Genomic DNA, 24129 nt, shown 5'->3' on the forward strand with positions numbered 1-24129 from the left:
GTGGTTGGGGCTTGGGTGGTTGGGCCTAGAAAATGCGGAGCGTGTAGTTGGTGCTGGGAAGGTCCAGGGCGGACCATGCTTCATGCGATTCGACGGGAGGCGTGTGCCCCCGCCCGTCACGCAGGAGGGCCGACACAGTGGCGGCGAATACGAGGAGCAGCAGGACGATGAGGGCGGTTGTGAGGATTTCCATGCCTCCATGCTTCTCCTCTCTGCCATCAAGAAAAAGTGGCAGAAATGCCCAAAAAGCTATAATTCCTGCCACAATGTAAGCATGCTGAAAACAGTAGTTGTCATCGTGGTTCCCAACTTCTCGATGTTCGAATTTGGCACTGCCTGCGAAGTGTTTGGCATCGACAGGTCCGGGCGGGGGAGCGGGGTCCCGGCGTTTGACTTCCGTGTCTGCACGCCTGTCCCTGGGGATGTGCCGCTCAAGTCCGGACTGTCCATGAATGTGAGCCTGGGGCTGGAAGCCACCGCCGATGCGGACCTGGTGATCATGGCTCCGTATGGCAGGGACGATGACTTGCCGGAGTCCGTCCTTGAGGCGCTTCGGGCGGCGGATGCACGGGGAGCGTGGGTCATGTCCATCTGCTCAGGAGCTTTCGCGCTTGCCCGGGCCGGCCTACTGGATGGCCGTCGCTGCACCACGCACTGGCACTATTCGGGCCAACTGGCTGCCGAATACCCCCGCGTGCAGGTGGACGAAAATGTCCTGTACGTGCAGGACGGGAACATCATCTCCTCCGCCGGCACGGCCGCCGGGATAGATGCCTGCCTGCACCTGGTGCGCGTGGAACTGGGAGCGCATGTGGCCGCCGCAATTGCCCGCGACATGGTGGTTCCCCCGCACCGTGACGGCGGCCAGGCACAGTTCATTGACCGGCCCATGCCCACGTGCGGCTCGGCGCCGATGGAGGAACTCCTTCGCTGGATGGTGGAGCACCTGGACCGTGAACACACTGTGGGCGAACTGGCTGCCCGCGTGCACATGTCCGCGAGGACGTTCGCACGGAAGTTCCGGTCGGAAACCGGTGCAACGCCGGCGGCCTGGCTCAATTCCCAGCGGGTGCTTCGCGCTCAGGAACTTCTGGAGTCCACTGACCTGAACATTGACGAGATCGCGCGCGAGTCCGGATTTGGGCAGCCGGTGCTGCTGCGGCACCATTTTGCGAAAGTCCTGGACACCAGCCCGCAGTCCTACCGGCGGGCCTTCCGCGGACAGCTGGCAGAGGTAGGTTAGCTCCGGGCTTTACGTATCCCGGCGCTGTGCCGCGCGTGACTCCTCAGCGGCTGCCCGCGTGGTGTCCACCAGCACCCGCCAGGGACCGGTGACTGCCTGCTCCGGCAGGGCTGCCCGGTGCTGGCCTGCCCGGATGGAGTAGATGAACCGATCCGGCTGGGCCCCTGAGTATTCGGCCGCGGCAGCTCGCGGTGTCCTGGGTACGGCGTCCCAAGGGCATGCTTCAACGATGGGCTGCCATTGATTTCTGGCCTTTTCGGACTCGGCGTTTACCGTCCAAACCCTAGTCATCGCCGCGATGCCGCCGGTGCGCTCCACACTGATCTTCATGGCCTGGTTCCTGGCTGGTTCGAGCCTGGTGACCCAAAGTACGGCAGCCAGGCGACCCGTTAAAGCTTGACCTTCACAGTTTCCCACGCGTTCCGCACGGCGTCATGCTCTTTTGAGTCAGAACCAAAAAGCTCCGCGGCCGTAGCCGCCGTGGCGCGGGCGAATACGGTGAAGGTTGCGCCGGTGGGCAAATCCCCTCCGGTGAGTGTCTCGTACCAAATGCGCCCGGGGGAGTCCCAGGCGTTCCCGCCCAGCTTTTCCGCCACCAGGTAGAAAGCGCGGTTGGGGATTCCTGAGTTGATGTGGACACCGCCGTTGTCGGCGCTGGTTCTCACGTAAGAGTCCATGGAATCCGGCTGGGGATCCTTGCCCAGCACGTCGTCGTCGTACGCGGTTCCCGGGGCTTTCATGGAGCGCAGGGCGCGCCCCTCCACCTGAGGCGTGAACAGGCCCTCGCCTATGAGCCAGCTGGCCTCTGCCGCTGATTGGTTCTTGACGTACTGCTCCACGAGGGCACCGAAAACATCCGACATCGACTCGTTGATGGCTCCGGCCTGGTTCCGGTACACCAGCGCGGCCGAGTACTGGGTAACCCCGTGGGCAAGCTCATGCCCGATGACGCTGATGGACCTGGTGAACCGCTCGAAGACCTCCCCGTCGCCGTCGCCAAAGACCATCTGCGTCCCGTCCCAGAACGCGTTGTCGTAGAGTTTGCCGAAGTGCACCGTGGCGTTCAAGGGCAGCCCGCGGCCGTCGATCGAGTTCCTGCCGAAGACGTCGGCGTAGAGGCGATGCGTGTGGCCCAGCCCGTCATAGGCCTCATCCGTTGCAGGATCCCCCGTGGCGGACTCGCCCTCCTTTCGCACGAGTTTGCCCGGAAGGACTTCTGAACCGCCGGCGTCGAAAACCGAGCGGTTTGACGGTCCTGGCTTGGCCTGGCGCACTCCCGCCGGGACATCGGGGGCTGCCTGCGTGCGGGCCGCATGGACCGAGCGGACGTGTCCCAAGGCTTCTTTGGCGGCCCTTGCTGCCGCAGAAAACTCCGGAGCGTCCTGCCTGGCCAGCCGCCTCAACAGGTAGGGCGGAATGATGGAACAGAACGGAACGTGCATGGCGTACCCCCTCAACTTGGTGAATACAGACTACGAGGGGGCACTGACAAAGCGGCGCAGGCGCACGTCGTCCTTGGGTGAAACGAACAATGTCAGACCCTCGACAGAGGATAGGTCTATGGAAACGAACGCGGCAGTGGTGAAGGCGGAGGCGGCCGTAGAGGCTGCTGTTGCTGCGTTTGCTGCTGTGCTCGCGAGCGGCGATACCGCTGTTTCCGGTGCCACTGGCGGATCTGATGCTGCCGCGGGGTTTGATGATGATCCGTTGCAGCGGGTTGCTGATGGGGCTTTGGATGTTCTGGCCGCGGTGGCGCGGTCGGAAGCGAAGCTGGCGGCCATGAAGGCGCAGGCGGTGGCGGTGTTCGCGGAAGCCACGAAAGCCCTGAACGCTCCTGTGCGGTCGCCGTATGAGGTGACGGCGCAGGAGCGGAGCCTGGTGGCTGAGGTGGGGTGTGTGTTGGCGATTGGTGATCGGGCCGCCGGTGCCTTGCTCGCCGATTCCCATGCCCTGACCACGTTCCTGCCCCGGACCTTGGCGGCACTGCAGGCCGGGACGATGTCCTGGGCGCACGCCCGGGCCACGGTGGACCAAACGGCGAGCCTTGACCCTGCCGGGGCGGCGGCGTTGGAGGCGCACTTCCTGGACCCGGTCCTGGACCCGGGCACGCCGAGACCGGCCGCAGCCGCCAGGACCGGGGAGATGCCGGCGTACCGGTTCAAGGCCAAGGCCAGGGCCTGGCGGGAACGCCACCACCCGGAGAGCCTGGAGAAGCGGCACGCCAAGAGTGTGGCGGACCGGCGGGTCGAGTTCTGGCCGGACAATGACGGGATGGGCTGGATCGCAGCGTGCCTGCCCGCGGGCCAGGCATCCGCGATCTGGGACCGGCTCACCGCCATCTCCCGGGGGATGCAGGGACCGGACGAACCCCGCACCCTCACCCAGCTCCGGGCCGACACTTATTCTTCCGCTCTCCTCAACAGCGGAAACAGCAGCAACCGCGGCCCCGGCAGTACTGGTGACGCCGGCGGGGACGGAACCAGTCCCGGGCAGGGATCCTCGATTCGGGCGCAGGTGCTGGTCACCGTGCCCGTGTTTTCCCTGCTGGGCCTGACCGATGAACCGGCGGTGCTGGACGGGTCCGGCCCGATCCCGGCTTCGATGGCCCGGAACCTCGTCGCTGACGGGGCAGGCTCGTTTTACCGGGTCCTGGTGGATCCGCGGGACGGGGCGCCACTGGAGATCGGCCGCACCAGCTACCGGCTGACCAAGGCCATGCGGAACTGGCTGCGGCTGCGGGACGGCAAATGCCCGTTCCCTGGCTGCAGCAACAACTCCCTGGACAACGAAGCAGACCACATCCTCGTCTGGCACAAAGGCGGCACCACCGGCATATCAAACCTCGGCCAACCCTGCCCCAAACACCACAAACTCCGACACACCGGCGGCTGGAAACCAACACCAGCCACCACAACCGAACCACCCGGCTGGATCTCACCCACGGGCCGGCACTACAAAAGCGAACACCAGGACTGGGAACCACCCCACTGGCCGGAGTCTGTCGTGCCGGCGAAGCTTGAGGTGCCGGATGATCTTTCTGGCGACAGGCCCCCGCCCGTCGTACTCTCCCAAGTCTGGCCTCCACCCGATGACCTGCCTCCTGAGAGCCTGTTTTGGCACGAGGATCTGCCAGAAGACACCTTTGCTGACTGGTTCCTTCCTGGTCACAGGCTGCCGAAGGACCCGCTCCCTGAAGAGGTCTGGTGGGCGATGGCCTGCGAGGCGAGTGCTGCCCTGAGGTGATGAAGGGTGGGTGATGCATTGGCCCTCACTGATGGCACCGCCTGGTGGCGGCGTCCGCACTTCTATTGATGTAGCCAGCCTTCGGAATGAACCGGCCATGTTTACCCGGAACGGCAGCGCTGGACAGGAATCTGCCCGGGCAAAGAAAAGCACCCCGGTCAGTGGACCGGGGTGCTTCTGGTGATGGTGCCCTCGATAGGATTCGAACCTACGACCTTCTGCTCCGGAGGCAGACGCTCTATCCCCTGAGCTACGAGGGCAATCCGGGGAATCCTGCCGTTGCTGGCGGGACGTCCTAGAGCTTAGCAGTAAGGTGGCCCGCAAGGGAAAATCGCCACTCCAACACTCACCTGAAGGGTAGTCAACGCCCAAATCAGTAGCCGGAAAACGAGTCCACGTGAACCCGCCTGGCCCCGGCTTCCTTTGCCGCGCTGCGCAGCGAAGCGACACTCGCGGGTGAGCCCGAGATGAAAACCTCGCGCTCGGCGATGTCGGGAATGACCGCAGTGAGAGCTTCACCGTCCACCCTGGCAGCATCGGCCGGGAAAGCACTTATATGCGAGGGCGGCTGGGAACCGTCGGCAATCCGGGCCACCACACGAACGCCGGCATCCTGCAGTTCTTCCGCATAGGCAATCTCGTCGGCACTTCTGGCCAGCAGCAGGAGCACCGCGTCGCGATCCCGTAAGCCGCCGGAGGAGATATGTGAAAGGAAAGGCGTGATGCCAATTCCGGCAGCGATCAGCAGGACCGGCTTGCGGGGGTCGCGGGGGAGGATGAAGTCCCCTCCAACGGCAGTGGCTGTCAGTTCATCGCCAGGCTTCAGCGAAAGAAGGACCTTCTTGGCCGCGGACACAGGCTCGGCAGTCCGCACGCCGAACTTAACCAGGCGGTCAGCCGGGGAGCCCGTCAAACTGAACACCCGGCGTCGTCCTTTTCCGTCCGATTTCGCATGCGGAAGGTCCAGCTCCATGAATTGTCCCGGCACAAAGCGGACAGGCCGGGAGGGCTCGAAGGAAAACTCCGTGGTGCTGGGTGTCAGCGGCCTGGTTCCGTTGAATTTCAGCTTCACGCCGCCCCGCTGGCCCACCATAAACGCGAGAAGATTGCCCAGCAGCAGCGCGGCCTCAGGAGAATTCGCGAGGAAACCGAAGTTGTAGGGGGCCGCAAACACCACGCCGACCACAGCCGCGAGTGCCAGTTGCTGCCACCTGCGCGGGGGCAGTGTCAGCGGCTCGGTGAGCATGAACCCCACAAAGAACAGCAACGGCCGCTGCGCCAGTGACTGCCACAACGCCATCCCAACGGACATGCCCGACTGCAGGAGTTCCGCCGTGATGATGGCGCAGGCCACGATGAGGAAGACCGAGGCCATCTGGAACTTGCGCGTGCGGTACAGGACCAGGAGAACGCCGGGCACCAGCAGCCACAGCATGGCAGGGGTGGCTGCCCACCACGTGGCAATGTTGAGCCCGGTGATCCCCACCACGAAGGCGCCCGCAGCGGCGGGGTTGGAGACGTGGCGGCCGCGCCACGCGAGCGCATACTTTGATGCGGACGCCAGGACGCAGGCCAACGCCACGCCGGCGAGATCCATCGGTGCGAAGGAAGGCCAGAACAGGAAGTACAACAGCAGGCCGGTGATGAGCGAGGACTCTGAGTGGGGCCGCACGTGGAAAATTGCTGCCAACGCCCTGTTGGAGGCATAGGTCAGGCCAAGGCACAGCACCAGGTGCGCCAGCATTTCGGGAATGCCAAATGTCAGCCAGCCCAGGGCATCGAGCAAGAGACTGTAAGCGGCCAGGCCTGCAAGGACCAGGAGGATGAGCCGGTACATGGTGAACCGGCCAAGCATGGTATCCAGCCGTGCAGCCACGGAGGGGGCGGGCCTGGCTTTCGGTGTTTCCACAGGGCTCATGTGAACAGTCTCCCTTCAAACTCCGCGGAGTGGGCCGCGCTCCCGTCGGAGAATACGGTCAGCCAGGAGAAATTGAACTCTTGCTCCAACCGGGCGCCCGGGGCAAAGAAAAGCGCAGTGGCCAGGGCGTCGGCCAGCATGGCGCTGTCTGCGAGGGCCCAGGTGGCGACGGCAGTCCTCACCGGCTGCCCGGTTGTTCCGTCCAGCACATGATGCAGGCCGTCCCCCCAGGCCCGGCGGTTGGACGCCGAGGCACACAGCGCCCGTCCCGCGAGGGGAACGATTCCGATTGCCTGGGCCGGATTGTAAGGATGCTCCAAAGCCACCTGGGTGGATCGGGGGCCCCTTGCAAGCAGGTCCCCGCTGCCGTCAATGACGAAGGAATCAATCCCTTCAGCGCCCAGTTCATCGGCCAGCAGATCCACCAGCAGGCCCTTGCCTGCCGCCCCGATATCCAGGAGCACAGGCGAAGTGGTGGTGATGGTGGTTCCCGCCCACTCAAGGACCCCGTTCCAGCGGGGTGCCGGCAACGGGGAGCCTGAGGGCGTGAGGGAGTATCCGGCGTCGTACCCCAGCCGCTCAAGGGAGGCGCCGATCAGCGGGGTCATGGCCCCGTCGGTCAGTCCGTAAAGCGTCCTGTACAGCGGGCCAAGCCTCTCGGCCTCCTCCGGAAACCCATACCGCCCGGGCTCCCGTGCCATGATGCTGACGCGAGAATCGGCTCGGAAACGGGACCAGTCGGCGTCGAACTTCTCCACCCGGCTCAGGAGCCGTTTCCGCATGGGCACCCCCAGCGGAAGTGGCGTGGAAATTTCCCAATGCGTGCCGATTCCCTCGAACGCAAAGTCCTCCCAGTCCGCGCGCGGCACCGTCTACTGCGCCTCCGACTTAATCTGCTCCACGGCCTGGTTGAATCCACCGCTGGTCAGCGAGGAACCGGCGACCTTCGAGACGTTGAGTTCGTCGATGCTCTTGCCCACCACCTGATCGGCGATCCCGCCGGCAAACTCACCCTGGAACTTGCGGGTGTTGGGATTCGAGGGATGCTGGGTGATGTCGACAGCCGTGACCGTGCCCCCTGCGAGGGTAAGTTCAACCCCAACGGTCTCGGTGCCGTTCGGGGAGACGTAGTTTCCGTCGGCGCTGTACGTGCCGTCTTTGTACGTGGAGCCGCTGGTGGCCAGGGACGAGGCTCCTGCTGACGGCGCGGCGGGGGAAGTTTCCGATGCGTTGCCGGCGGGGGCTGCGGGCGTGCTCTCAGTGGCGGACGGCGCGCAACCGGCCACCGTTCCGGCGAGGGAAAGGCCGGCGATTCCGGCGAAAACACTCTTGCGGACTGACGGTCTCATGGGAAGGCTCTCATTCGGTTAAGTGTTTGGGACGGTGCTTACGGTGGTGTCAACGATGAACCCAGCGTATTGGTTCAATTTGTAGCTGCCTTGTGGATTGCCTGTGGAACAGCTGTGGCGGCGGAAAAAGTCCCAATTCTTTTGCTGTCACTGGCCCCCGGTAGGCTAGAGGGGTGACTCCCGAAGAACTCTCCCTCGCCATATCCGCCTGCCTGAAAGACGCCGTCGACGCCGGTGAGATTGCCCTTTCGTCATCAGCAGTGCCAGACGAGGTACGCGTGGAGCGGCCCAAGAACCGGGACCACGGTGACTGGGCCACCAACATCGCCCTGCAGCTTGCCAAACAGGCCGGCACCAACCCCCGGGAATTCGCCACCGTGCTGAGCGCGCGGCTGAAGTCGATCGACGGCGTCTCCGCCGTGGACATCGCGGGGCCCGGATTCCTGAACATCACCGTGGACGCAGCAACGGCCGGCGCCCTGGCCAAGGTGATCGTCGAAGCCGGACAGCAGTACGGAACCAACAACGCGCTCGCCGGCCATATCGTCAACATGGAATTCGTCTCGGCCAACCCCACCGGACCCCTTCACATTGGGCATACCCGGTGGGCCGCCCTGGGCGACTCGATCGCCCGCGTGCTGCGCGCCTCCGGCGCCGACGTCACCGCTGAGTACTACATCAACGACGCCGGCTCGCAGATGAATGTCTTCGCCAACTCGGTGTACTCCCGGCTGCACGGCCTGCCGGTCCCTGACGGCGGCTACCCGGGGCAGTACATCGCAGACCTGGGCCACGAAGTCCTCACCGAGCACCCTGACATCCGCGAACTGACAGAAGTTGCTGCCCTCCCGGTCATTCGCGCAGCCGCCTACAAGGCGCAGATGAAGGACATCAAGGCCACCCTCGCGGACTTTGGTGTCGAGTTCGACGTGTTCTTCTCAGAACAGGAACTGCACGACGCCGGCGCGATTGAGAGTGCCGTTGCCCGCCTTCGCGAGCAGGGCCACGTGTTCGACGACGGCGGTGCCGTCTGGCTGCGGACCACCGACTTTGGCGACGACAAGGACCGGGTGATGATCCGCGCCAACGGCGAGCCCACCTACTTCGCAGCGGATGCCGCCTACTACCTCTCAAAGAAGGACCGCGGCTTCACCGAGAAGATCTACCTGCTCGGCGCGGACCACCACGGCTACATCAACCGGCTCAAGGCCATCGCCGCCTGCGCCGGGGATGACCCCGAGGTGAACATCGAGGTGCTGATCGGCCAGCTGGTATCTGTGAACGGCGCCAAGCTGTCCAAGCGCGCAGGCAACATCATTGAGCTGAAGGACCTGATCGACTGGCTCGGCAAGGATGCAGTCCGCTACTCCCTGGCCCGGTTCCCGGCAGATTCCCCCCTGACCCTGGACCCGGAGCTGCTGAAGAAGCACAGCAACGAGAACCCGGTGTTCTACGTGCAGTACGCCCACGCCCGGTCCCGCGGTGCGGCCCGCAATGCCGTCGACGCCGGCGTGGAGCGCCGCGTGGACGGCAAAGACAGTTTCGACGCCTCGCTCCTGGACCACGCCACGGAAAACGAACTTCTCTCGTACCTGGGCAGCTACCCGTCGATCGTCGCGAAGGCCGCGGAACTGCGGGAACCGCACCGGGTGGCACGGCACCTCGAAACCATTGCCGGCGCCTACCACCGCTGGTACGACGCCTGCCGCATCGCCCCCATGGGCGACGAGGCGGTGACCGACGTCAACCGCACCCGCCTCTGGCTCAACGACGCCACGAGCCAGGTGCTGGCCAACGGCCTTGACCTGCTCGGCGTTTCCGCACCGGAACGGATGTGATCAGCATGAACGATTCGCACAAAAGCGCTGCCTCGCCGCTCGCCCCCGAATGGCTCGCCGTTCCGGAGGACCTGAACGCGCTGACCCCTTCCATGTGGGCAGAGGACGTTTCCCGGACCAGCGCGGGCCAGCTCGCCATCGACGGCATCCCGGCAGCCGAGCTGAAGGAACAATTCGGCACGCCCCTGTTCGTGATGAGCGAGGCGGACTTCCGCACCCGCGCGCGGGGGTTCAAAGACGCCTTCGACGACGCGTTCGCGGACATCTGCGGGGGAGTGGACGTCTACTACGCCGGTAAGTCCTTCCTCTGCACGGCAGTGGCAACCTGGGTGGCTGAGGAAGGCCTCCGGCTCGACACCTGCTCCGGCGGGGAACTCGCCGTAGCTGCCCGGGCGGGCATTGCCGGCGCCAACCTGGGCCTGCACGGCAACAACAAATCGGACGCCGAGATCCGCCGTGCCCTCGACATGCAGGTGGGCCGCATCGTGGTGGACAGCCTCGACGAGCTGGACCGCGTTGCCAAGATTGCCTCCGGACGTGGCGAAACCGCAAAGGTCATGCTCCGGCTGACGCCGGGCGTCCACGCGCACACCCACGAATTCATCGCCACTGCGCACGAGGACCAGAAGTTCGGGCTCTCCATGGCCGGGGACACCACGGAAGAAGCAGGACTTTCAGCTGCTGAAGAGGCAGTTGCCGCTGCCACGGCCTACCACAGCATCGAACTGCTCGGGCTGCACTGCCACATTGGCTCGCAGATCTTCGAACCGGACGGCTTCGCGCTGGCCGCGGAAAAGCTCCTGACCTTCCTTGACGCCATGCAGCGCAAATACTCCATCGTCCTTCCGGAGCTGGACCTGGGCGGGGGCTACGGCATTGCCTACACCCCGGTGGACACCCCGCGCCCGCCGGCCGAGATCGCCCAGGCGATGGCCGCCGTCGTGCGCTCCACCTGCGCAAAACTCGGCATCGACTCGCCCCGCATCTCGATTGAGCCGGGGCGCGCCCTCGTTGGCAGCACCACCTTCACGCTGTACGAGGTGGGGACGCTCAAGACCGTTCGTGTCGACGCGCCGGCCTCGGCCGAAGCTGGTGACGCCGGTGACAACGTTACGTATCCGCGGCGCTATGTGTCGGTGGACGGCGGCATGAGCGACAACGCCCGCCCGGTGCTCTACGACGCGGATTATTCTGCTGTGGTAGCTTCCCGGACGTCTGCCGCCGCACCACAGCTGTCCCGCGTGGTGGGCAAACATTGCGAGAGCGGCGACATAGTTGTTAGAGATGTATATCTGCCCGAGGACGTGGCAGCCGGTGATCTGCTTGCTGTACCGGGGACCGGCGCCTACTGCTGGGCCCTGTCAAGCAACTACAACTATCTGGCCCGGCCGGGCGTTGTCGCGGTGCGCGACGGATCTGCCCGGCTGATTGTCCGCGGGGAAACCGAAGAAGATCTGCTGAACCGCGACATGGGAGTCTGAATGACTGAATTGCGAACCCTGAAAGTGGCCCTGCTGGGCTGTGGCAACGTTGGGGCCCAGGTTGCGCGGATTCTCATTGAGGACGCCGACACCCTTGCCGCACGGACGGGCGCGAAGCTGGAGCTGAGCGGCATCGCCGTGCGCAACGTCCACACGAAGCGCGATGTGGACCTTCCGCAGGAACTTTTCACCACCGACGCCGACACCCTCGTCAAGGACGCGGACCTCGTGATCGAGCTGATGGGCGGCATTGAACCTGCCCGCACACTGATCCTGTCCGCCCTTCGCAATGGTGCCTGCGTTGTCACGGGGAACAAGGCGCTCCTTGCACAGGACGGCCCTATCCTTCATGAAGAGGCTGACAAGGCGGGCGTGCAGCTCTCCTATGAGGCCGCCGTCGCCGGAGCCATCCCCATCCTGCGGCCCATCCGCGCCAGCCTCGCCGGTGACCGAATCACCCGCGTCCTGGGCATCGTCAACGGCACCACCAATTTCATCCTTGACCAGATGGACACCACGGGCGCCCAGTTTGCCGACGCCCTCGCCGAAGCACAGCGGCTCGGTTACGCGGAGGCGGACCCCACTGCCGACGTCGAAGGCCACGATGCTGCCGCAAAGGCTGCCATACTCGCCTCGTTGTCGTTCCACACCCGGTTCGCCCTGGAGAACGTCCACTGCGAGGGGATCAGCTCCGTCACCGCGGCGGACATTGCCGCCGCCAAGGACGCCGGCTTTGTCATCAAGCTGCTGGCCATTGCGGAAAAGCTTCCCGCCGCAGGCACGGACACAGGCACGGAAGCGGACGGCGGCGACGGCGTCTCCGTCCGCGTGCACCCGACCCTGCTCCCCCGCGAGCACCCGCTGGCTGCCGTTCACGGCGCCTTCAACGCCGTATTCATTGAAGCCGAGAATGCCGGCGAACTGATGTTCTACGGCCAGGGAGCCGGCGGTACCCCCACCGCCTCGGCCGTCCTGGGTGATCTGGTCTCCGCCGCGCGCAGCCTGGTCCTCGGCGGCCCCGGCCGAACGGAAACCACCACCGGACACGTTCCGGCGCTGCCGATCGACGCTGCCGTCACCAGTTACTACATCGGGCTGGACGTCGCTGACCAGCCCGGCGTCCTGGCCAGGATCGCCCAGCTCTTTGCCGAGCACGGCGTCTCCATCGAAATCATGCGGCAGACCATCCACCGCGACGCTGAGTCCAACGTGGAGTCCGCCGAACTGCGGATCGTCACCCACCGCGCGTCAGAGGCTGCCCTTGCAGCCACCGTCGAGGCCGTGAAGGGCCTGGACGTCATCAATTCAGTTACATCCGTTCTGCGGGTAGAAGGAGTCTAAGTGGCTCACCAATGGCGCGGCGTTATCCGCGAATACGCTGACCGTCTGCCCGTGACGGAATCCACCAGGGTGATCACCCTGGGCGAGGGCGGCACCCCGCTGGTGCACGCGCAGAAGCTCTCGGAGCTCACCGGCTCCAAGGTGTACCTCAAGGTGGAGGGCATGAACCCCACCGGCTCGTTCAAGGACCGCGGCATGACCATGGCCATGACGGCCGCCGTTGCTGCCGGAGCCCAGGCCGTTGTCTGCGCCTCCACCGGCAACACCTCCGCTTCTGCCGCTGCCTACGCCACGGCCGCAGGCCTGAAGTGTGCCGTCCTGGTGCCAGAGGGCAAGATCTCCATGGGCAAGCTCAGCCAGGCCATCGCCCACGGTGCAACCCTGCTCCAGGTGGACGGCAACTTCGACAACTGCCTCGATATCGCCCGGAAGCTGGGGGAGTCCTACCCGGTCTTCCTGGTCAACTCCGTCAACCCTGCCCGTATCCAGGGGCAGAAGACCGGTGCGTTCGAGATCGTTGACGCACTGGGCGACGCTCCGGACATCCATGTCCTGCCGGTTGGCAACGCCGGAAACATCACTGCCTACTGGAAGGGCTACAAGGAGTACTCCGCTCCGTTCGAGTCCGAAACGGCCGGCACGCTTCCCGCTGTGTCCACCAAAACGCCTGCCATGTGGGGCTTCCAGGCAGCAGGGGCAGCACCCTTCGTCGCGGGCCACCCCATCACCGAGCCTGACACCATCGCCACGGCCATCCGGATCGGCAACCCTGCATCCTGGGACGGCGCCATTGGCGCCCGCGACGAATCCGGCGGGCTCATCGACGCCGTAACCGACGAGGAAATCCTCAACGCCCACCGCTGGCTGTCCTCCCGCGAAGGCGTCTTCGTTGAACCCGGTTCCGCCGCCGGTGTGGCTGGGCTGCTGAAGAAGCATGCCGCGGGCGAGGTTCCTTCCGGGAAGACGATCGTCATCACCGTCACCGGCCACGGCCTCAAGGACCCCCAGTGGGCCCTGCGTACCGAGGACGGCAGCGACGTGCAGCCGGTCAAGGTGTCCAATGACGTGGTTACCGTTGCTGCTGAACTGGGACTGGAAGAAAAATAACCTTGGACACCACCTCGCAGACCGCCGTCGGACTGCAGCTTATCGAGCCCGGACAACGGGTCACCGTCCGGGTTCCCGGCACCACAGCCAACCTTGGTCCCGGTTACGACAGCCTGGGCCTGGCCCTGGCGCTGCATGACACGCTGACGGTGGAGAGCCTTGAATCCGAGGAGCTCGTGTTCGATCTCCGCGGCGAAGGCGCAGACACCCTTCCGCGGGACGCCAGCCACCTGGTCGTCCGCGCCATGGAAGCGGCCTTCGAACGGCTGGGCTTCCGGCATGGCGGTCTGAAGGTGACGGCGGACAACGTCAATCCCCACGGACGGGGGCTGGGCCCGGCCGCAGCGGCCGTGGTGGCTGCCGTTTCCGCAGCGAACGCGCTGGTGCCTGAGGCAAGCCGCCGCGGGAAGGACTGGATCCTTCAGCTCACCAGCGAGCTGGAAGGGCACCCGGACAACGTGGCACCGGCCATTTTCGGCGGTCTGGCGCTCTCCTGGCAGGACAGTGACCAGTACAGCAGCACCAGCGCGACAGTGTCCGAAACGGTGGTTCCGGTGGTGGCCGTTCCCGATTTCGAGCTGTCGACGGAAGCTGCGCGAGCGTTGCTGCCGGCCTCGGTGGGGCACCACGCCGCTGCCATGAATGCCGGACGGGCAGCCCTCCTGATCCATGCATTGACCAGCAAGCCCCAATTCCTGCTGGCCGGCACCGAGGACTACCTCCACCAGAGCTACCGCGCAGAGGCCATGCGTCCAAGCGCTGCACTGATTTCAGCGCTTCGTGCGGCCGGGCATGCAGCAGTGGTGTCCGGCGCCGGGCCCACCGTGCTGGTACTGGCAGACGGACAGGCTCAAGCAGCCGCCGTCGTTGGTTTCATCGAGGAGTTCACTGCAGCAAACACGCCGGACATTGGGTGGCGTGTTCTGAAGCTGGCAGTGGACGTTGAAGGTGCTAAGGTGGAGTTGCACCGGCGGTAATTGACGCCTATCTGATCTGCTATTGCACTTAGTTGCCGCTTGGTCTCTTACTGCGCAATGTATTCCGGTGCCACCTGCTTGGTCTGTCGCAGGAATCTGCAGCACTCAAACTGCCCCTGAAGCGTCAGTCCGGCGTTCCACCATTGCGGAGCGCAAGGTGCATTAGTATCCGGCCCTGCTGGCCGATATCCAACCGGCAAGGCCGAACAATCCGGCTGCAGATCTGAACTGCAGCCCAGATCAAATCATCGCGTCCAGCTCCCAGTCTGGACGCCGTCGAGGGGGAAGGATCCTTCGTGACCGAAACCACTGAGCTGTCGCCAGCTGTGGAACTATCATCTTCTGCTGCCGAATCACCGGCCGCACCCGCCAAGAGCAGCGGCCTTGCCGGCCTCAAGCTCGCCCAGCTGCAGGCTCTTGCCAGCCAGCTCGGCATTTCGGGCGGTTCCCGGATGCGCAAGGGGGACCTGGTTTCAGCCATCTCCGCCCACCGCGCCGGTACACCCATGACCAAGGCTCCGGCCAAGGCCGCTGAAAAAGCCGTCGAGAACGTGTCCGCGCCGGCAATTGTTCCGGCAGTGTCCGCTCCGGCTGCTGAGGCAACCGAAGCTCCCGCAGAAGGAACGCGGGCCCGTGGCCGTGGCCGCAGCCGCCGTGCCGTCAGCGACGGAGTGGTAGCACCCGCAGCCGCCGAGCCGGTTGCTGCGGAAACCAGCACCGCCGTTCCGGTTGAGGCTCCGGCCGCCGTCGAGGTCCCCGAAGCCGAAGGCGCAGCCGATCGTCGCCAGCCGCGCACCCGTAACCGCCGCCGCGGCGAAGCAGCCGCAACCGCGCCGCAGGGCGCCGAAAGTGTGGAGGCCCCGGCAGAACAGGCCGACGGCGAACAGCGCGCCGGAGCGCAGGCAGCCGCAGAGCCCCGCACGGCAGAACGCACCGAGCGGACGGAAGCTGAAGCCGGCGAAGCCGGGCAGCGCACCGACCGCCGCGAAGGCGCACGCACCCGCGGCCGTGACAACGCAGCACGCGAGAACGCCGACAGCGGCCGGGACAACGCAGGCAGCCGCGAGGCCGGCCAGCGTGAAGGTGCCCGCCGCGATGACAACCGCGACAGCGACGACACCGATGGCGGCAGCCGCCGCAACCGGCGCAACCGCCGCGACCGCAATGACCGTAATGACCGCTCCGGCGGCCAGGACCGTGACAGCAGCTCACGCAACGACCGCTTCCGCGACCGCAACGACCGCCGTCGGGGACGCGCCCAGGGACCGGACGTCGACGACGTTGAGGTCACCGAGGACGACGTCCTGCTGCCGGTTGCCGGCATCCTGGACGTCCTGGAGAACTACGCGTTCATCCGTACTTCCGGCTACCTCCCGGGCCCGAATGACGTTTACGTCTCCCTCGCCCAGGTCAAGAAGTACAACCTGCGCAAGGGCGACGCAGTGGTTGGCGCCATCCGCGCTCCGCGTGACGGCGAAGACCGCAGCCAGCAGTCGGCCCGCCAGAAGTTCAACGCCCTGGTCCGCGTCACCTCCGTCAACGGCAAGACGTCCGAGGAACTCAAGGACCGTGTTGAGTTCGCCAAGCTGGTGCCGCTGTACCCGTCGGAGCGCCTGCGCCTCGAGACCGACCCCAAGAAGATCGGCCCCCGCGTCATCGACCTGGTTGCCCCGATCGGCAAGGGCCAGCGCGGCCTGATCGTCTCCCCGCCGAAGGCCGGCAAGACGCTCATCCTGCAGTCCATCGCCAACGCGATCACCACCAACAACCCTGAGGTCCACCTCATGATGGTGCTGGTTGACGAACGCCCCGAAGAAGTGACGGACATGCAGCGCACGGTCAAGGGTGAGGTCATCGCCTCCACCTTCGACCGTCCCGCCGACGACCACACCACCGTGGCCGAGCTCTCCATTGAACGCGCCAAGCGCCTCGTGGAAATGGGCATGGACGTGGTGGTCCTGCTGGACTCCATGACCCGCCTGGGCCGCGCCTACAACCTGGCAGCGCCGGCCTCAGGCCGCATCCTGTCCGGTGGTGTGGATTCCGCAGCACTGTACCCGCCCAAGCGCTTCTTTGGTGCAGCCCGCAACATTGAAAACGGCGGCTCGCTCACCATCCTGGCCACCGCCCTCGTGGAGACCGGATCCAAGATGGACGAAGTCATCTTCGAGGAGTTCAAGGGTACCGGCAACATGGAGCTCCGCCTGTCCCGCCAGCTGGCAGACAAGCGCATCTTCCCGGCCGTGGACGTCAACGCGTCCGGCACCCGCCGCGAGGAGAACCTGCTCTCGCCGGAGGAAGTCAAGATCATGTGGAAGCTGCGCCGCGTCCTCTCCGGACTCGAGACCCAGCAGAGCCTTGAACTCCTGACCAACAAGATCCGGGAAACCCAGAGCAACGTTGAGTTCCTGATGCAGGTTCAGAAGACGACGCTTGGTGCGAAGTCGGATAACGACAAGTAGCTGAGTTCGGGGCGGGCGCCGGTGCGTTCGTGCGGTGGGTGCCGCGCGGATGTTCCGCCCCCGCCCCTTCGCGTTGCAGCTGACGTACTGCGTACGTCAGCTGCAACGCTCCGACAGGCCCGATGCCACTCCCGGGGCGGAACATCCGCGCGGCAGTACGTGGCTCCCTCACCGTGGCGCGCCGCTTCTTGTGCCAGTTTTAAACTGGGCACAGAACGAAAGGTTTTGAAAAATGTTTGAGTCCGTACAGGGCCTGCTTGATGAGCATGATGCTATCCAGGCGCAGCTGGGGGATCCTGCTGTTTATGCTGATCAGCGGCTTGCCCGGAAGCTTGGGCGGCGTTCGGCTCAGCTCAACGGCATCGTCGAGGCTTATCACAAGTGGGAAGCCATCCGTGATGACCTTGCTGCTGCCCAGGAGATGGCGTCGGAGGATCCTGAGTTTGCGGCTGAGGTCCCTGAGCTGGAGGCTTCGCTTGAGGTTGCTGCTGCGAAGCTGCGCCGGCTGCTCATTCCCCGCGACCCTGACGACGCGCGCAACGTGATCCTTGAGGTCAAGGGCGGCGAAGGTGGCGACGAGGCTGCGCTCTTTGCCGGTGACCTGCTGCGGATGTACACCCGGTACGCGGAATCACGCGGCTGGAAGACTGAAATCATTTCGGCCACCGAATCGGACCTTGGCGGCTACAAGGACGTCCAGGTCGCGGTGAAGGGCAGCTCGAATGACCCGGCCGAGGGCGTTTACGCCAGGCTGAAGTTTGAAGGCGGCGTGCACCGCGTGCAGCGCGTTCCCGTGACCGAGTCGCAGGGCCGCATCCATACGTCTGCTGCCGGCGTGCTGGTCCTGCCCGAAGTGGACGAGCCTGAAGAGCTTGAGATCAACCAGAACGACCTCAAGATCGACGTTTACCGTTCGTCCGGTCCCGGCGGCCAGTCCGTGAATACCACTGACTCTGCCGTGCGCATCACCCACCTTCCCACCGGCATCGTGGTGGCCATGCAGAACGAGAAATCCCAGCTGCAGAACCGTGAAGCGGGCATGCGGGTGCTCCGGGCACGCATCCTCGCGCACCAGCAGGAGCAGATCGACGCCGAAAACTCCGCCCAGCGGAAGTCGCAGATCCGCACCATGGACCGTTCGGAGCGCATCCGCACCTACAACTACCCCGAAAACCGGATCGCGGACCACCGCACCGGCTACAAGGCATACAACCTGGACCAGGTAATGAACGGTGACCTTGAGCCGGTTATCCAGTCCGCAATCGAGATGGACGAACAGGCCCGCCTGGACGCCATCGGCGACTAACCTGTTCCGGGAATACAGCGTATGACACTCGGGCCAGGCCAGTCGCTTGCGGATGCCGTCAGCGCGGCAACGGATATACTGCGTGACGCCGGCGTACCCAGTCCGCGGGTGGACGCCGAGCTGCTCGCCGACCACCTGCTGAACGTCGGGTTGGGCCGCCTGCGGGCCATGATGCTGGGGAACGCTCCTGCCCCGGAGGGCTATGAGGCCCTGGTCGCAGAGCGGGCCAGCCGGATTCCGCTGCAGCACATCACCGGCGTGGCGCATTTCCGGTACCTGGAGCTGGCCGTGGGCCCGGGCGTTTTCGTGCCCCGCCCCGAGACCGAATCCGTGGCGCAGCTGGTGATCGACCACGTCAAGGACATGCCGCACCCGCGGATCGTCGACCTCGGGACCGGTTCAGGCGCCATCGCGGGCTCCATTGCCCACGAAGTGCCAGGCGCCGAGGTGCACGCGGTCGAGTTCAGCCCATTCGCGCACGCCTGGGCGGCAAAAAACCTGGCCCCGCTGGGCGTCCATCTCGTCCTCGGGGACCTGCGCGACGCGCTGCCGGAACTCAACGGAACCCTCGACGTCGTGGTTTCCAACCCGCCGTACATCCCGGCCGAGGCCGTTCCCAACGAGCCCGAAGTCGCCCTGCATGATCCCCCCGAAGCGCTGTACGGCGGAGGAGCGGACGGCATGGAACTTCCGACGGCGGCAGCGGCCTCGGCTGCCCGCCTGCTGCGGCCCGGCGGCTACTTCGTGATGGAACATGCAGAAGTCCAGGCAGGCTGGATCTCGGCCATGCTGGCCAGGACCGGGAACTGGACCACTATCAGGACGCATCTGGACCTCAACGGCAAGGAGCGCGCCACCAGCGCCCTGCTCGCGGATCCGGACCCAGGGAATGAAAGAATAAGCCAGTGACCACAACCTATAACTGCACCAGCGACGACGAGCGCGCCCAGGGACTTGAACACGCGCAACGGGCCATCAGCGAAAAGAAGTGCGTGGTCTTTCCCACGGACACTGTCTACGGCATCGCCGCCGACGCCTTCTCGCCGCAGGCCGTCACCATGCTCCTGGTGTCAAAGGGACGCAGCCGCACCATGCCGCCGCCCGTGCTGATTCCACGCGTGAACGCCCTCGACGGGCTCGCCACCGACGTGTCTGCCGACGCACGAAAGCTTGCCGAGGCGTTCTGGCCGGGCGGCCTGACCCTCATCCTGCACGCCCAGCCGTCCCTGGACTGGGACCTTGGGGAGACCAAGGGCACTGTGGCGCTGCGGATGCCCGACGACGAAATCGCCCAGGAACTGCTCACACTCACCGGGCCGCTGGCTGTTTCATCCGCCAACCGCACCGGCCATGCTCCTGGACAGACAGCAGCGGCCGCCCGCGAGCAGCTGGCGGACTCCGTGGAGGTCTACCTGGAGGGTGGCTTCCGGCCGCTCGAAGGTGAGGCAGCCGTACCTTCCACCATTGTTGACGCCACCGGACCCCGCCTGCGCGTTGTCCGTAACGGCGCAGTGAGCCTCGACCAGCTCCGCGAACATGTGCCGGGTGTCCTGGGACTCGGCGAGATTCCGATGGCGGAAGAGGAACCGGTGGAGGCAGCGCCGGTGGCAGATGCACCGGTTGACGCAGCGCCGCTGGAAGCAGCACCGGTGGCGGAGACACCGGTTGAAGCAGTGCCGGTGGCAGAGACACCCTCGGGTTCATCGGTGGTAGAGCCCGAAGCCCCGGGAGCAGCTGAAGTCACCGCCGCCCCGGCACCAGACCGGGACTCCCGGCCTTGATGACGCTGGACCGGCAGCGGATTCCCGTCCTGGAGGTTGATGCCACGCCGCTGCGGGTTCCTGAACTCGTGGAGGAACTCAGCCGATTCCTTCAGGAGGGGTCAACGCGGACGATCTTGGGCCACAACCTGCACAGCGTCACGCTGACCCTCTCGGATGAGGGCTTCAGCAAGTTATACCAGCGGAGCGACGTAGTCTTGCTGGACGGCGCTCCCGTGCTCTGGTTGTGGGGGAGGACCGGCAAGGCCGAAGGCCCGGTGATGGACTACCGGCTGGGCTCCACTGACTGGCTGCCCGCCCTGGACCAGGTGCAGGGACTTGAGCGGATCGCCGTGCTGGGTGCCGGGGCCGAGGCGAACGCCGGAGCCGTCCGGAAACTCCAATCCATCGTTCCTGGGGCCCATGTCTCAGGCTTCCCCGGCGAGGGCTGGAATGGGGAGCTCGAAGACAAGGCAGTGGCATGGCTTCACCTGCAGCAGCCGCAGCTGGTTCTCCTTGGGCTGGGCATGCCCCTGCAGGAAAAGGTCCTGGAGCGGCGCCTTGGCGACATGCCGCCGGCCATCTACTGCGCGGTGGGTGGAGCCATCGAACAGTTGGCCGGCTTTCAGAAGCTCGCACCGCGTTGGCTGGGCCGAATGGGACTTGAGTGGGCGTGGCGCCTGCTGCTTCATCCACGCCGCGTTGCCTACCGGGTGCTCGGCGAGCCTTGGGTCCTGCTGTGGCTCCTGGCAGGCCGCGGGTTGAAGCGGCAGATGCTCAAGCGCCGGAAGTAGAACCGCCGAAATTGGTAGTGCCGGAACAGCGGGCTGCAGCCTAGAACTTCTGGTCCTCCAGTGGCGCGAAGCCTTTGCCGCGGAGGCCGGTGGTAAAGGACCTGGCCCAGCCCAGGAATCCAGGAAGGTCCCTACGCTGGGCGAAATAGCCCACGTAGCCGCCGACGTCGGCCACAAAGGACCGGACGCGGAAATAGCGGCGGATCAGGTAGCCGCGGTTCCGGTAGTAGTAGTACCGCTTGAAGGCGGACTCCGGAACAATGACGTGCCAGCGGGCTCCGAACACGTGCTGTGTCTCGGAAAATGCGTGCGGATGCGTGATTGCGGTTGTGGTCACCGTGCCGAAGCGGATGCCCGCCTTGCGGAGTCGGATGGTGAAATCCACCTCGTCGCCGCGGATGAACAGGCGCATGTCCGGCATGCCCACTTTGAAGAAGACGTCAGAACGGATCAGGGCGCCGTTAAAGAAGTGTCCGTCGTTCGGAAGGAAGCCGATCTTCTCCACCTCGGCACGGCTGTGCGTGACCTTGCCGTCCAGGCGGAAGAAGAAGGAAAGCCGGTCCGGCTGGCCGGGCGCTGTCACCAAGGGGACCACCGCCTCCAGGTCGCGCGCCTCAGCCTCCCGGAGCAGCGTGGCGAGGCATTCGGGATCGGCCGGCTCGGCGTCGTCGTCCATCATCCAGATCCATTTGGCGCCGCTGGCAACCGCCTTGAGCGCAGCCAGGGAGAAGCCGCCCGCGCCGCCGAGGTTTGCTTCGGAACGGACGTAGTCAACGTTCGGGTGCTTCCCGGCCACGTCCAGTGCCGGGGTTTTGCCGCTGTCCACCAGGCAGATCGTGTCCACCGCTGCCGTCTGGTTGTTGATCGAATCCAGCAGGACAGCAAGTTCTTTCGGCCGGTCGAACGTCACGGCGGCAACTGCTATGCGGGGGGTCATGGGGGTCCTTTCAGCATGGCTGACAGGGATTTCCCCGCTCGCGATGCGCCAGTGTGGCGCGAAGCCATGATGCTGTTGGCGCTAGTATCTTTGACTAGAGTCCACTGTAATACAGCCCTGTAAGGCACCGCGTACAAGGAAAAACGCACTGCCTGCTGCGCGCTCGGCGACGGAGAAGTTTCATTTATCGAAGAACAGATTCCCGGCCAGTGAGCCCATCGACCACGGACCATCGAGCAACAAGGTTGTCCGGCTTCAGCAACACCTTTGAAACGGCCATCGCCCCATGATCATGTACCTGCTGATGGGGCTGACCGCTGCGGTGGTGTCCTATTTTGCCACCTGGGGTGCCCGGATCGTCGGCCACCGGCTCGAGCTGCACCTGCCCATCCGCAGCCGGGACATGCATTCCATTCCCGTGTCCCGGCTGGGGGGCGTGGCCATCTTCCTTGGAATCCTGGTGGCGCTCATTTTGGCCAGCCAGTCCTTTTTTGTTAAGGACATCTACCGGAACAACTTCTCGCCCTGGGGCGTGCTCGCCGGTGCGGCCGTCATCGTCCTGGTGGGCGTTGCGGATGACCTGCTGGACATCCGCTGGTGGGTGAAGCTGATTGGCCAAAGCGCCGCGGGCCTCACAGTGGCCATCTGGGGAGTCCAGATGACCATTGTCCCGTGGGTACCTGAGCCCATCAACCTGGAAAACGAGACCCTCCGGGTAGTGCTGACCGCCGGCCTCATCGTCACCACCATGAACGCCTTTAACTTCATTGATGGCCTGGACGGGCTGGCGGCCGGAGTGGCGGTCATCGGCGGTACTGCCTTCTTCTTCACGGCGTATTGGGTCCACCGCAACGCGGTGCTGCTGGACTACTCGGATCTCGCCACCTTGATTACCGCTGTCCTGGTGGGCAGTTGCCTGGGCTTCCTGCCCCACAACTGGTTTCCGTCCAAGATCTTTATGGGTGACTCCGGGGCAATGCTGATCGGCCTGCTTATGGCCTCAGCCGGCGTGGTGTCCACAGGCCAGATCACCTCGGGCCTCTACGACCGGGCCAACGGTATCTCCACGGTGATACCCATCCTGCTTCCGTTCGCCGTCCTCTTCCTGCCGCTGCTTGACCTTGGCTTGGCTGTGGTCCGGCGCACGGCCCGGGGCCGTTCGCCCTGGTCCGCAGACCGGGGCCACCTGCACCACAAGCTGCTGGACATCGGCTACTCACACCGCACCGCCGTCATCCTGATGTACCTCTGGACCGGCATTCTGTCCTTCGGGGGACTGGCATTCGCGATCTTCCCCTGGCAGATCGTGCTGTCCGTGGACATCTTCGCCACGCTGGTGATGGGCCTCATCACCGCCTGGCCGTATCTTTCCCGGCGGGGCGAGGAAACCCGGGCGTAACCCCTGTGCAGAAATATTTCTATCTCATGTAGAATTTAGGGGCAGCCAAAGCTGCCCCTCCAACCCTGCCTCCTGGCTAACTGCCTCTTGGTGCCGACGATTGGGATCGAATGACCTCCAACGCCGAGTCCGGACCTGCGTCCGGCAACGGAAACGTTGGCGCATCCGGCCCCACGCCGTCCCTGTGGCTGAACCTCCTCAAGCGAAGTTCTGCGGCCGCTGCGGCCGGACTGGCGCTGTGCGCAGTTCCTGCAGCGCTGGTGGATGGAGCGAGGGGTGCCCTTTCAAGTTCCGCGGGCGGACTCCTGGTGATGCTGTTCTTCGGGATCAGCCTGCTGGTGGGCCATTTCGTGGGACGCAGCAATCCCTCGGGAGCTATTGGCATGTTCGTGGCCACCTACTTCGTGAAGGTGGTGGGGTTCGCCGTGGTCCTGTTCGTCATCGATGCTCCGCAGTGGCTGCAAGGCCGCTGGTTCGTCGCCGGCGCAGTCACCGCCGTCGTCCTCTGGCAGGCCGCTGAAATTTACGGTTTCAGCAAAGCCCGCCTCCAGATCTACAACGATCCAGAAACCAAGGAAACCCGTGATGCGTGATCCAGACAAGCCAAGCGACGGCACCAACGGCACGGGCCGATCCTCCCGCTCTGCCCCCGGTGTATCAGGCGACGGAACCAGCGGCGGATACAACGCCGGCATGGCCGTATTCAGCTACATCATTGGCGGAATCATCGTCTGGAGTTTGATAGGGTGGGGACTGGATTACGTGTGGGGAACGCGCTGGATTGTGCTCGCAGGCGCTCTGCTTGGAGCCGTCGGAGGTTTCTACCTTTCCCACATGCATGGCCTTACCAGTTCTCGAAAAAATGCTGGGGAGCGCCATGCTGCCAGCGGGCCGTCCCAGGACGGCGACACTAATGCCAAATAATTTCACAGGGGGAACAGCAGGCCTTCAGGCTGCCGGTCCCCGCCCAACGC

22 protein-coding genes and 1 tRNA gene are annotated in these 24129 nt (G+C 65.0%); 15 read left to right on the forward strand and 8 right to left on the reverse strand.

Translation table 11 applies throughout. The features are described 5' to 3' along the window. Positions 1 to 25 precede the first annotated feature (25 nt). Positions 26 to 193 carry a hypothetical protein gene (locus M8J71_RS14595; RefSeq protein WP_205484217.1) on the reverse strand — a complete coding sequence of 56 codons (168 nt, stop codon included), beginning with the start codon at positions 191 to 193 and terminating at the stop codon, positions 26 to 28. An 81-nt stretch (positions 194 to 274) separates the two neighbouring features. Between M8J71_RS14595 and M8J71_RS14600 the strand changes: the two genes are divergently transcribed. Further along, complete coding sequence (locus M8J71_RS14600; RefSeq protein ID WP_256248561.1) at positions 275 to 1243, forward strand: GlxA family transcriptional regulator; 969 nt, start codon at positions 275 to 277, stop codon at positions 1241 to 1243. Between the two features lie 9 nt (positions 1244 to 1252). Here M8J71_RS14600 and M8J71_RS14605 read toward each other — a convergent pair whose 3' ends face one another. Further along, entirely contained in the window at positions 1253 to 1573 is a 321-nt protein-coding gene (locus M8J71_RS14605) for a protealysin inhibitor emfourin (RefSeq protein WP_256248562.1), read from the reverse strand. Between the two features lie 59 nt (positions 1574 to 1632). Beyond that, on the reverse strand, positions 1633 to 2685 hold the full coding sequence (locus tag M8J71_RS14610) for a M4 family metallopeptidase (RefSeq protein WP_256248563.1): 1053 nt from the start codon (positions 2683 to 2685) through the stop codon (positions 1633 to 1635). 118 nt (positions 2686 to 2803) lie between these two features. Between M8J71_RS14610 and M8J71_RS14615 the strand changes: the two genes are divergently transcribed. Continuing rightward, the gene (locus M8J71_RS14615) at positions 2804 to 4486 is read left to right on the forward strand and encodes an HNH endonuclease signature motif containing protein (RefSeq protein ID WP_256248564.1); all 1683 of its coding nucleotides are present in this window, start codon (positions 2804 to 2806) and stop codon (positions 4484 to 4486) included. Positions 4487 to 4670: 184 nt separating this feature from the next. Here the strand turns inward: M8J71_RS14615 and M8J71_RS14620 are convergent. The 4 genes from M8J71_RS14620 to M8J71_RS14635 all read right to left on the reverse strand — a co-directional run bounded on the left by M8J71_RS14620 (position 4671) and on the right by M8J71_RS14635 (position 7753). Next, positions 4671 to 4746: transfer RNA gene (locus tag M8J71_RS14620), tRNA-Arg, on the reverse strand. Between the two features lie 113 nt (positions 4747 to 4859). Beyond that, positions 4860 to 6404, reverse strand: a complete 1545-nt coding sequence (locus tag M8J71_RS14625; RefSeq protein WP_256248566.1) for a ferredoxin--NADP reductase — start codon at positions 6402 to 6404, stop codon at positions 4860 to 4862. Next, complete coding sequence (locus M8J71_RS14630) at positions 6401 to 7273, reverse strand: FAD:protein FMN transferase (protein ID WP_256248567.1); 873 nt, start codon at positions 7271 to 7273, stop codon at positions 6401 to 6403. The genes M8J71_RS14625 and M8J71_RS14630 overlap by 4 nt, the downstream gene beginning before the upstream one ends. A gap of 3 nt (positions 7274 to 7276) precedes the next feature. Further along, entirely contained in the window at positions 7277 to 7753 is a 477-nt protein-coding gene (locus M8J71_RS14635) for an FMN-binding protein (RefSeq protein ID WP_256248568.1), read from the reverse strand. A 173-nt stretch (positions 7754 to 7926) separates the two neighbouring features. Here M8J71_RS14635 and argS point away from each other — a divergent pair, with 173 nt between their 5' ends. The 10 genes from argS to M8J71_RS14685 all read left to right on the forward strand — a co-directional run bounded on the left by argS (position 7927) and on the right by M8J71_RS14685 (position 20819). Then, complete coding sequence (gene argS, locus M8J71_RS14640) at positions 7927 to 9591, forward strand: arginine--tRNA ligase (RefSeq protein ID WP_256248569.1); 1665 nt, start codon at positions 7927 to 7929, stop codon at positions 9589 to 9591. Positions 9592 to 9596: 5 nt separating this feature from the next. Continuing rightward, the gene (gene lysA, locus M8J71_RS14645) at positions 9597 to 11072 is read left to right on the forward strand and encodes a diaminopimelate decarboxylase (protein ID WP_256248570.1); all 1476 of its coding nucleotides are present in this window, start codon (positions 9597 to 9599) and stop codon (positions 11070 to 11072) included. Next, a complete protein-coding gene (locus M8J71_RS14650; protein WP_256248571.1) occupies positions 11073 to 12413 on the forward strand; it encodes a homoserine dehydrogenase in 1341 nt (446 codons plus the stop codon). Next, positions 12414 to 13520 (forward strand): threonine synthase, encoded by a 1107-nt coding sequence (gene thrC / locus M8J71_RS14655; RefSeq protein WP_256248573.1) that lies wholly within the window; start codon positions 12414 to 12416, stop codon positions 13518 to 13520. Between the two features lie 2 nt (positions 13521 to 13522). Further along, positions 13523 to 14497 carry a homoserine kinase gene (gene thrB, locus M8J71_RS14660; protein WP_256248574.1) on the forward strand — a complete coding sequence of 325 codons (975 nt, stop codon included), beginning with the start codon at positions 13523 to 13525 and terminating at the stop codon, positions 14495 to 14497. Between the two features lie 296 nt (positions 14498 to 14793). Beyond that, on the forward strand, positions 14794 to 16959 hold the full coding sequence (rho, locus tag M8J71_RS14665; protein WP_256248575.1) for a transcription termination factor Rho: 2166 nt from the start codon (positions 14794 to 14796) through the stop codon (positions 16957 to 16959). Positions 16960 to 17191: 232 nt separating this feature from the next. Then, positions 17192 to 18265 carry a peptide chain release factor 1 gene (gene prfA, locus M8J71_RS14670; RefSeq protein ID WP_256248576.1) on the forward strand — a complete coding sequence of 358 codons (1074 nt, stop codon included), beginning with the start codon at positions 17192 to 17194 and terminating at the stop codon, positions 18263 to 18265. 21 nt (positions 18266 to 18286) lie between these two features. Next, positions 18287 to 19174: a peptide chain release factor N(5)-glutamine methyltransferase gene (gene prmC, locus M8J71_RS14675; protein WP_256248577.1), complete on the forward strand. Its 888-nt coding sequence runs from the start codon at positions 18287 to 18289 to the stop codon at positions 19172 to 19174. Further along, complete coding sequence (locus M8J71_RS14680; protein ID WP_256248578.1) at positions 19171 to 20046, forward strand: L-threonylcarbamoyladenylate synthase; 876 nt, start codon at positions 19171 to 19173, stop codon at positions 20044 to 20046. Before prmC ends, M8J71_RS14680 begins: the two co-directional genes overlap by 4 nt. Then, entirely contained in the window at positions 20046 to 20819 is a 774-nt protein-coding gene (locus M8J71_RS14685; protein ID WP_256249002.1) for a WecB/TagA/CpsF family glycosyltransferase, read from the forward strand. The genes M8J71_RS14680 and M8J71_RS14685 overlap by 1 nt, the downstream gene beginning before the upstream one ends. 40 nt (positions 20820 to 20859) lie before the next feature. On the opposite strand, the gene M8J71_RS14690 is transcribed toward M8J71_RS14685, so the two are convergent. After that, positions 20860 to 21756, reverse strand: a complete 897-nt coding sequence (locus tag M8J71_RS14690) for a glycosyltransferase (RefSeq protein WP_256248579.1) — start codon at positions 21754 to 21756, stop codon at positions 20860 to 20862. 286 nt (positions 21757 to 22042) lie between these two features. Here M8J71_RS14690 and M8J71_RS14695 point away from each other — a divergent pair, with 286 nt between their 5' ends. From M8J71_RS14695 to M8J71_RS14705, 3 genes are all read left to right on the forward strand, one after another. Next, entirely contained in the window at positions 22043 to 23155 is a 1113-nt protein-coding gene (locus M8J71_RS14695; protein ID WP_256248580.1) for an MraY family glycosyltransferase, read from the forward strand. Between the two features lie 110 nt (positions 23156 to 23265). After that, positions 23266 to 23748, forward strand: coding sequence for a hypothetical protein (locus M8J71_RS14700; protein ID WP_256248581.1), 483 nt, complete (start codon positions 23266 to 23268; stop codon positions 23746 to 23748). Then, positions 23741 to 24079, forward strand: coding sequence for an AtpZ/AtpI family protein (locus M8J71_RS14705; RefSeq protein ID WP_256248582.1), 339 nt, complete (start codon positions 23741 to 23743; stop codon positions 24077 to 24079). Before M8J71_RS14700 ends, M8J71_RS14705 begins: the two co-directional genes overlap by 8 nt. Positions 24080 to 24129: the final 50 nt, after the last annotated feature.

It is taken from the genome of Pseudarthrobacter sp. R1 (assembly GCF_024494415.1).
In the GTDB taxonomy this organism is placed as follows: domain Bacteria; phylum Actinomycetota; class Actinomycetes; order Actinomycetales; family Micrococcaceae; genus Arthrobacter.

Coding starts and splice junctions, on each gene's coding strand:
- M8J71_RS14595 (WP_205484217.1), bottom strand. CDS start 193: ATGGAAATCCTCACAACCGCCCTCATCGTCCTGCTGCTCCTCGTATTC.
- M8J71_RS14600 (WP_256248561.1), top strand. CDS start 275: ATGCTGAAAACAGTAGTTGTCATCGTGGTTCCCAACTTCTCGATGTTC.
- M8J71_RS14605 (WP_256248562.1), bottom strand. CDS start 1,573: ATGAAGATCAGTGTGGAGCGCACCGGCGGCATCGCGGCGATGACTAGG.
- M8J71_RS14610 (WP_256248563.1), bottom strand. CDS start 2,685: ATGCACGTTCCGTTCTGTTCCATCATTCCGCCCTACCTGTTGAGGCGG.
- M8J71_RS14615 (WP_256248564.1), top strand. CDS start 2,804: ATGGAAACGAACGCGGCAGTGGTGAAGGCGGAGGCGGCCGTAGAGGCT.
- M8J71_RS14625 (WP_256248566.1), bottom strand. CDS start 6,404: ATGAGCCCTGTGGAAACACCGAAAGCCAGGCCCGCCCCCTCCGTGGCT.
- M8J71_RS14635 (WP_256248568.1), bottom strand. CDS start 7,753: ATGAGACCGTCAGTCCGCAAGAGTGTTTTCGCCGGAATCGCCGGCCTT.
- lysA (WP_256248570.1), top strand. CDS start 9,597: ATGAACGATTCGCACAAAAGCGCTGCCTCGCCGCTCGCCCCCGAATGG.
- M8J71_RS14650 (WP_256248571.1), top strand. CDS start 11,073: ATGACTGAATTGCGAACCCTGAAAGTGGCCCTGCTGGGCTGTGGCAAC.
- prfA (WP_256248576.1), top strand. CDS start 17,192: ATGTTTGAGTCCGTACAGGGCCTGCTTGATGAGCATGATGCTATCCAG.
- prmC (WP_256248577.1), top strand. CDS start 18,287: ATGACACTCGGGCCAGGCCAGTCGCTTGCGGATGCCGTCAGCGCGGCA.
- M8J71_RS14685 (WP_256249002.1), top strand. CDS start 20,046: ATGACGCTGGACCGGCAGCGGATTCCCGTCCTGGAGGTTGATGCCACG.
- M8J71_RS14690 (WP_256248579.1), bottom strand. CDS start 21,756: ATGACCCCCCGCATAGCAGTTGCCGCCGTGACGTTCGACCGGCCGAAA.
- M8J71_RS14695 (WP_256248580.1), top strand. CDS start 22,043: ATGATCATGTACCTGCTGATGGGGCTGACCGCTGCGGTGGTGTCCTAT.
- M8J71_RS14700 (WP_256248581.1), top strand. CDS start 23,266: ATGACCTCCAACGCCGAGTCCGGACCTGCGTCCGGCAACGGAAACGTT.
- M8J71_RS14705 (WP_256248582.1), top strand. CDS start 23,741: ATGCGTGATCCAGACAAGCCAAGCGACGGCACCAACGGCACGGGCCGA.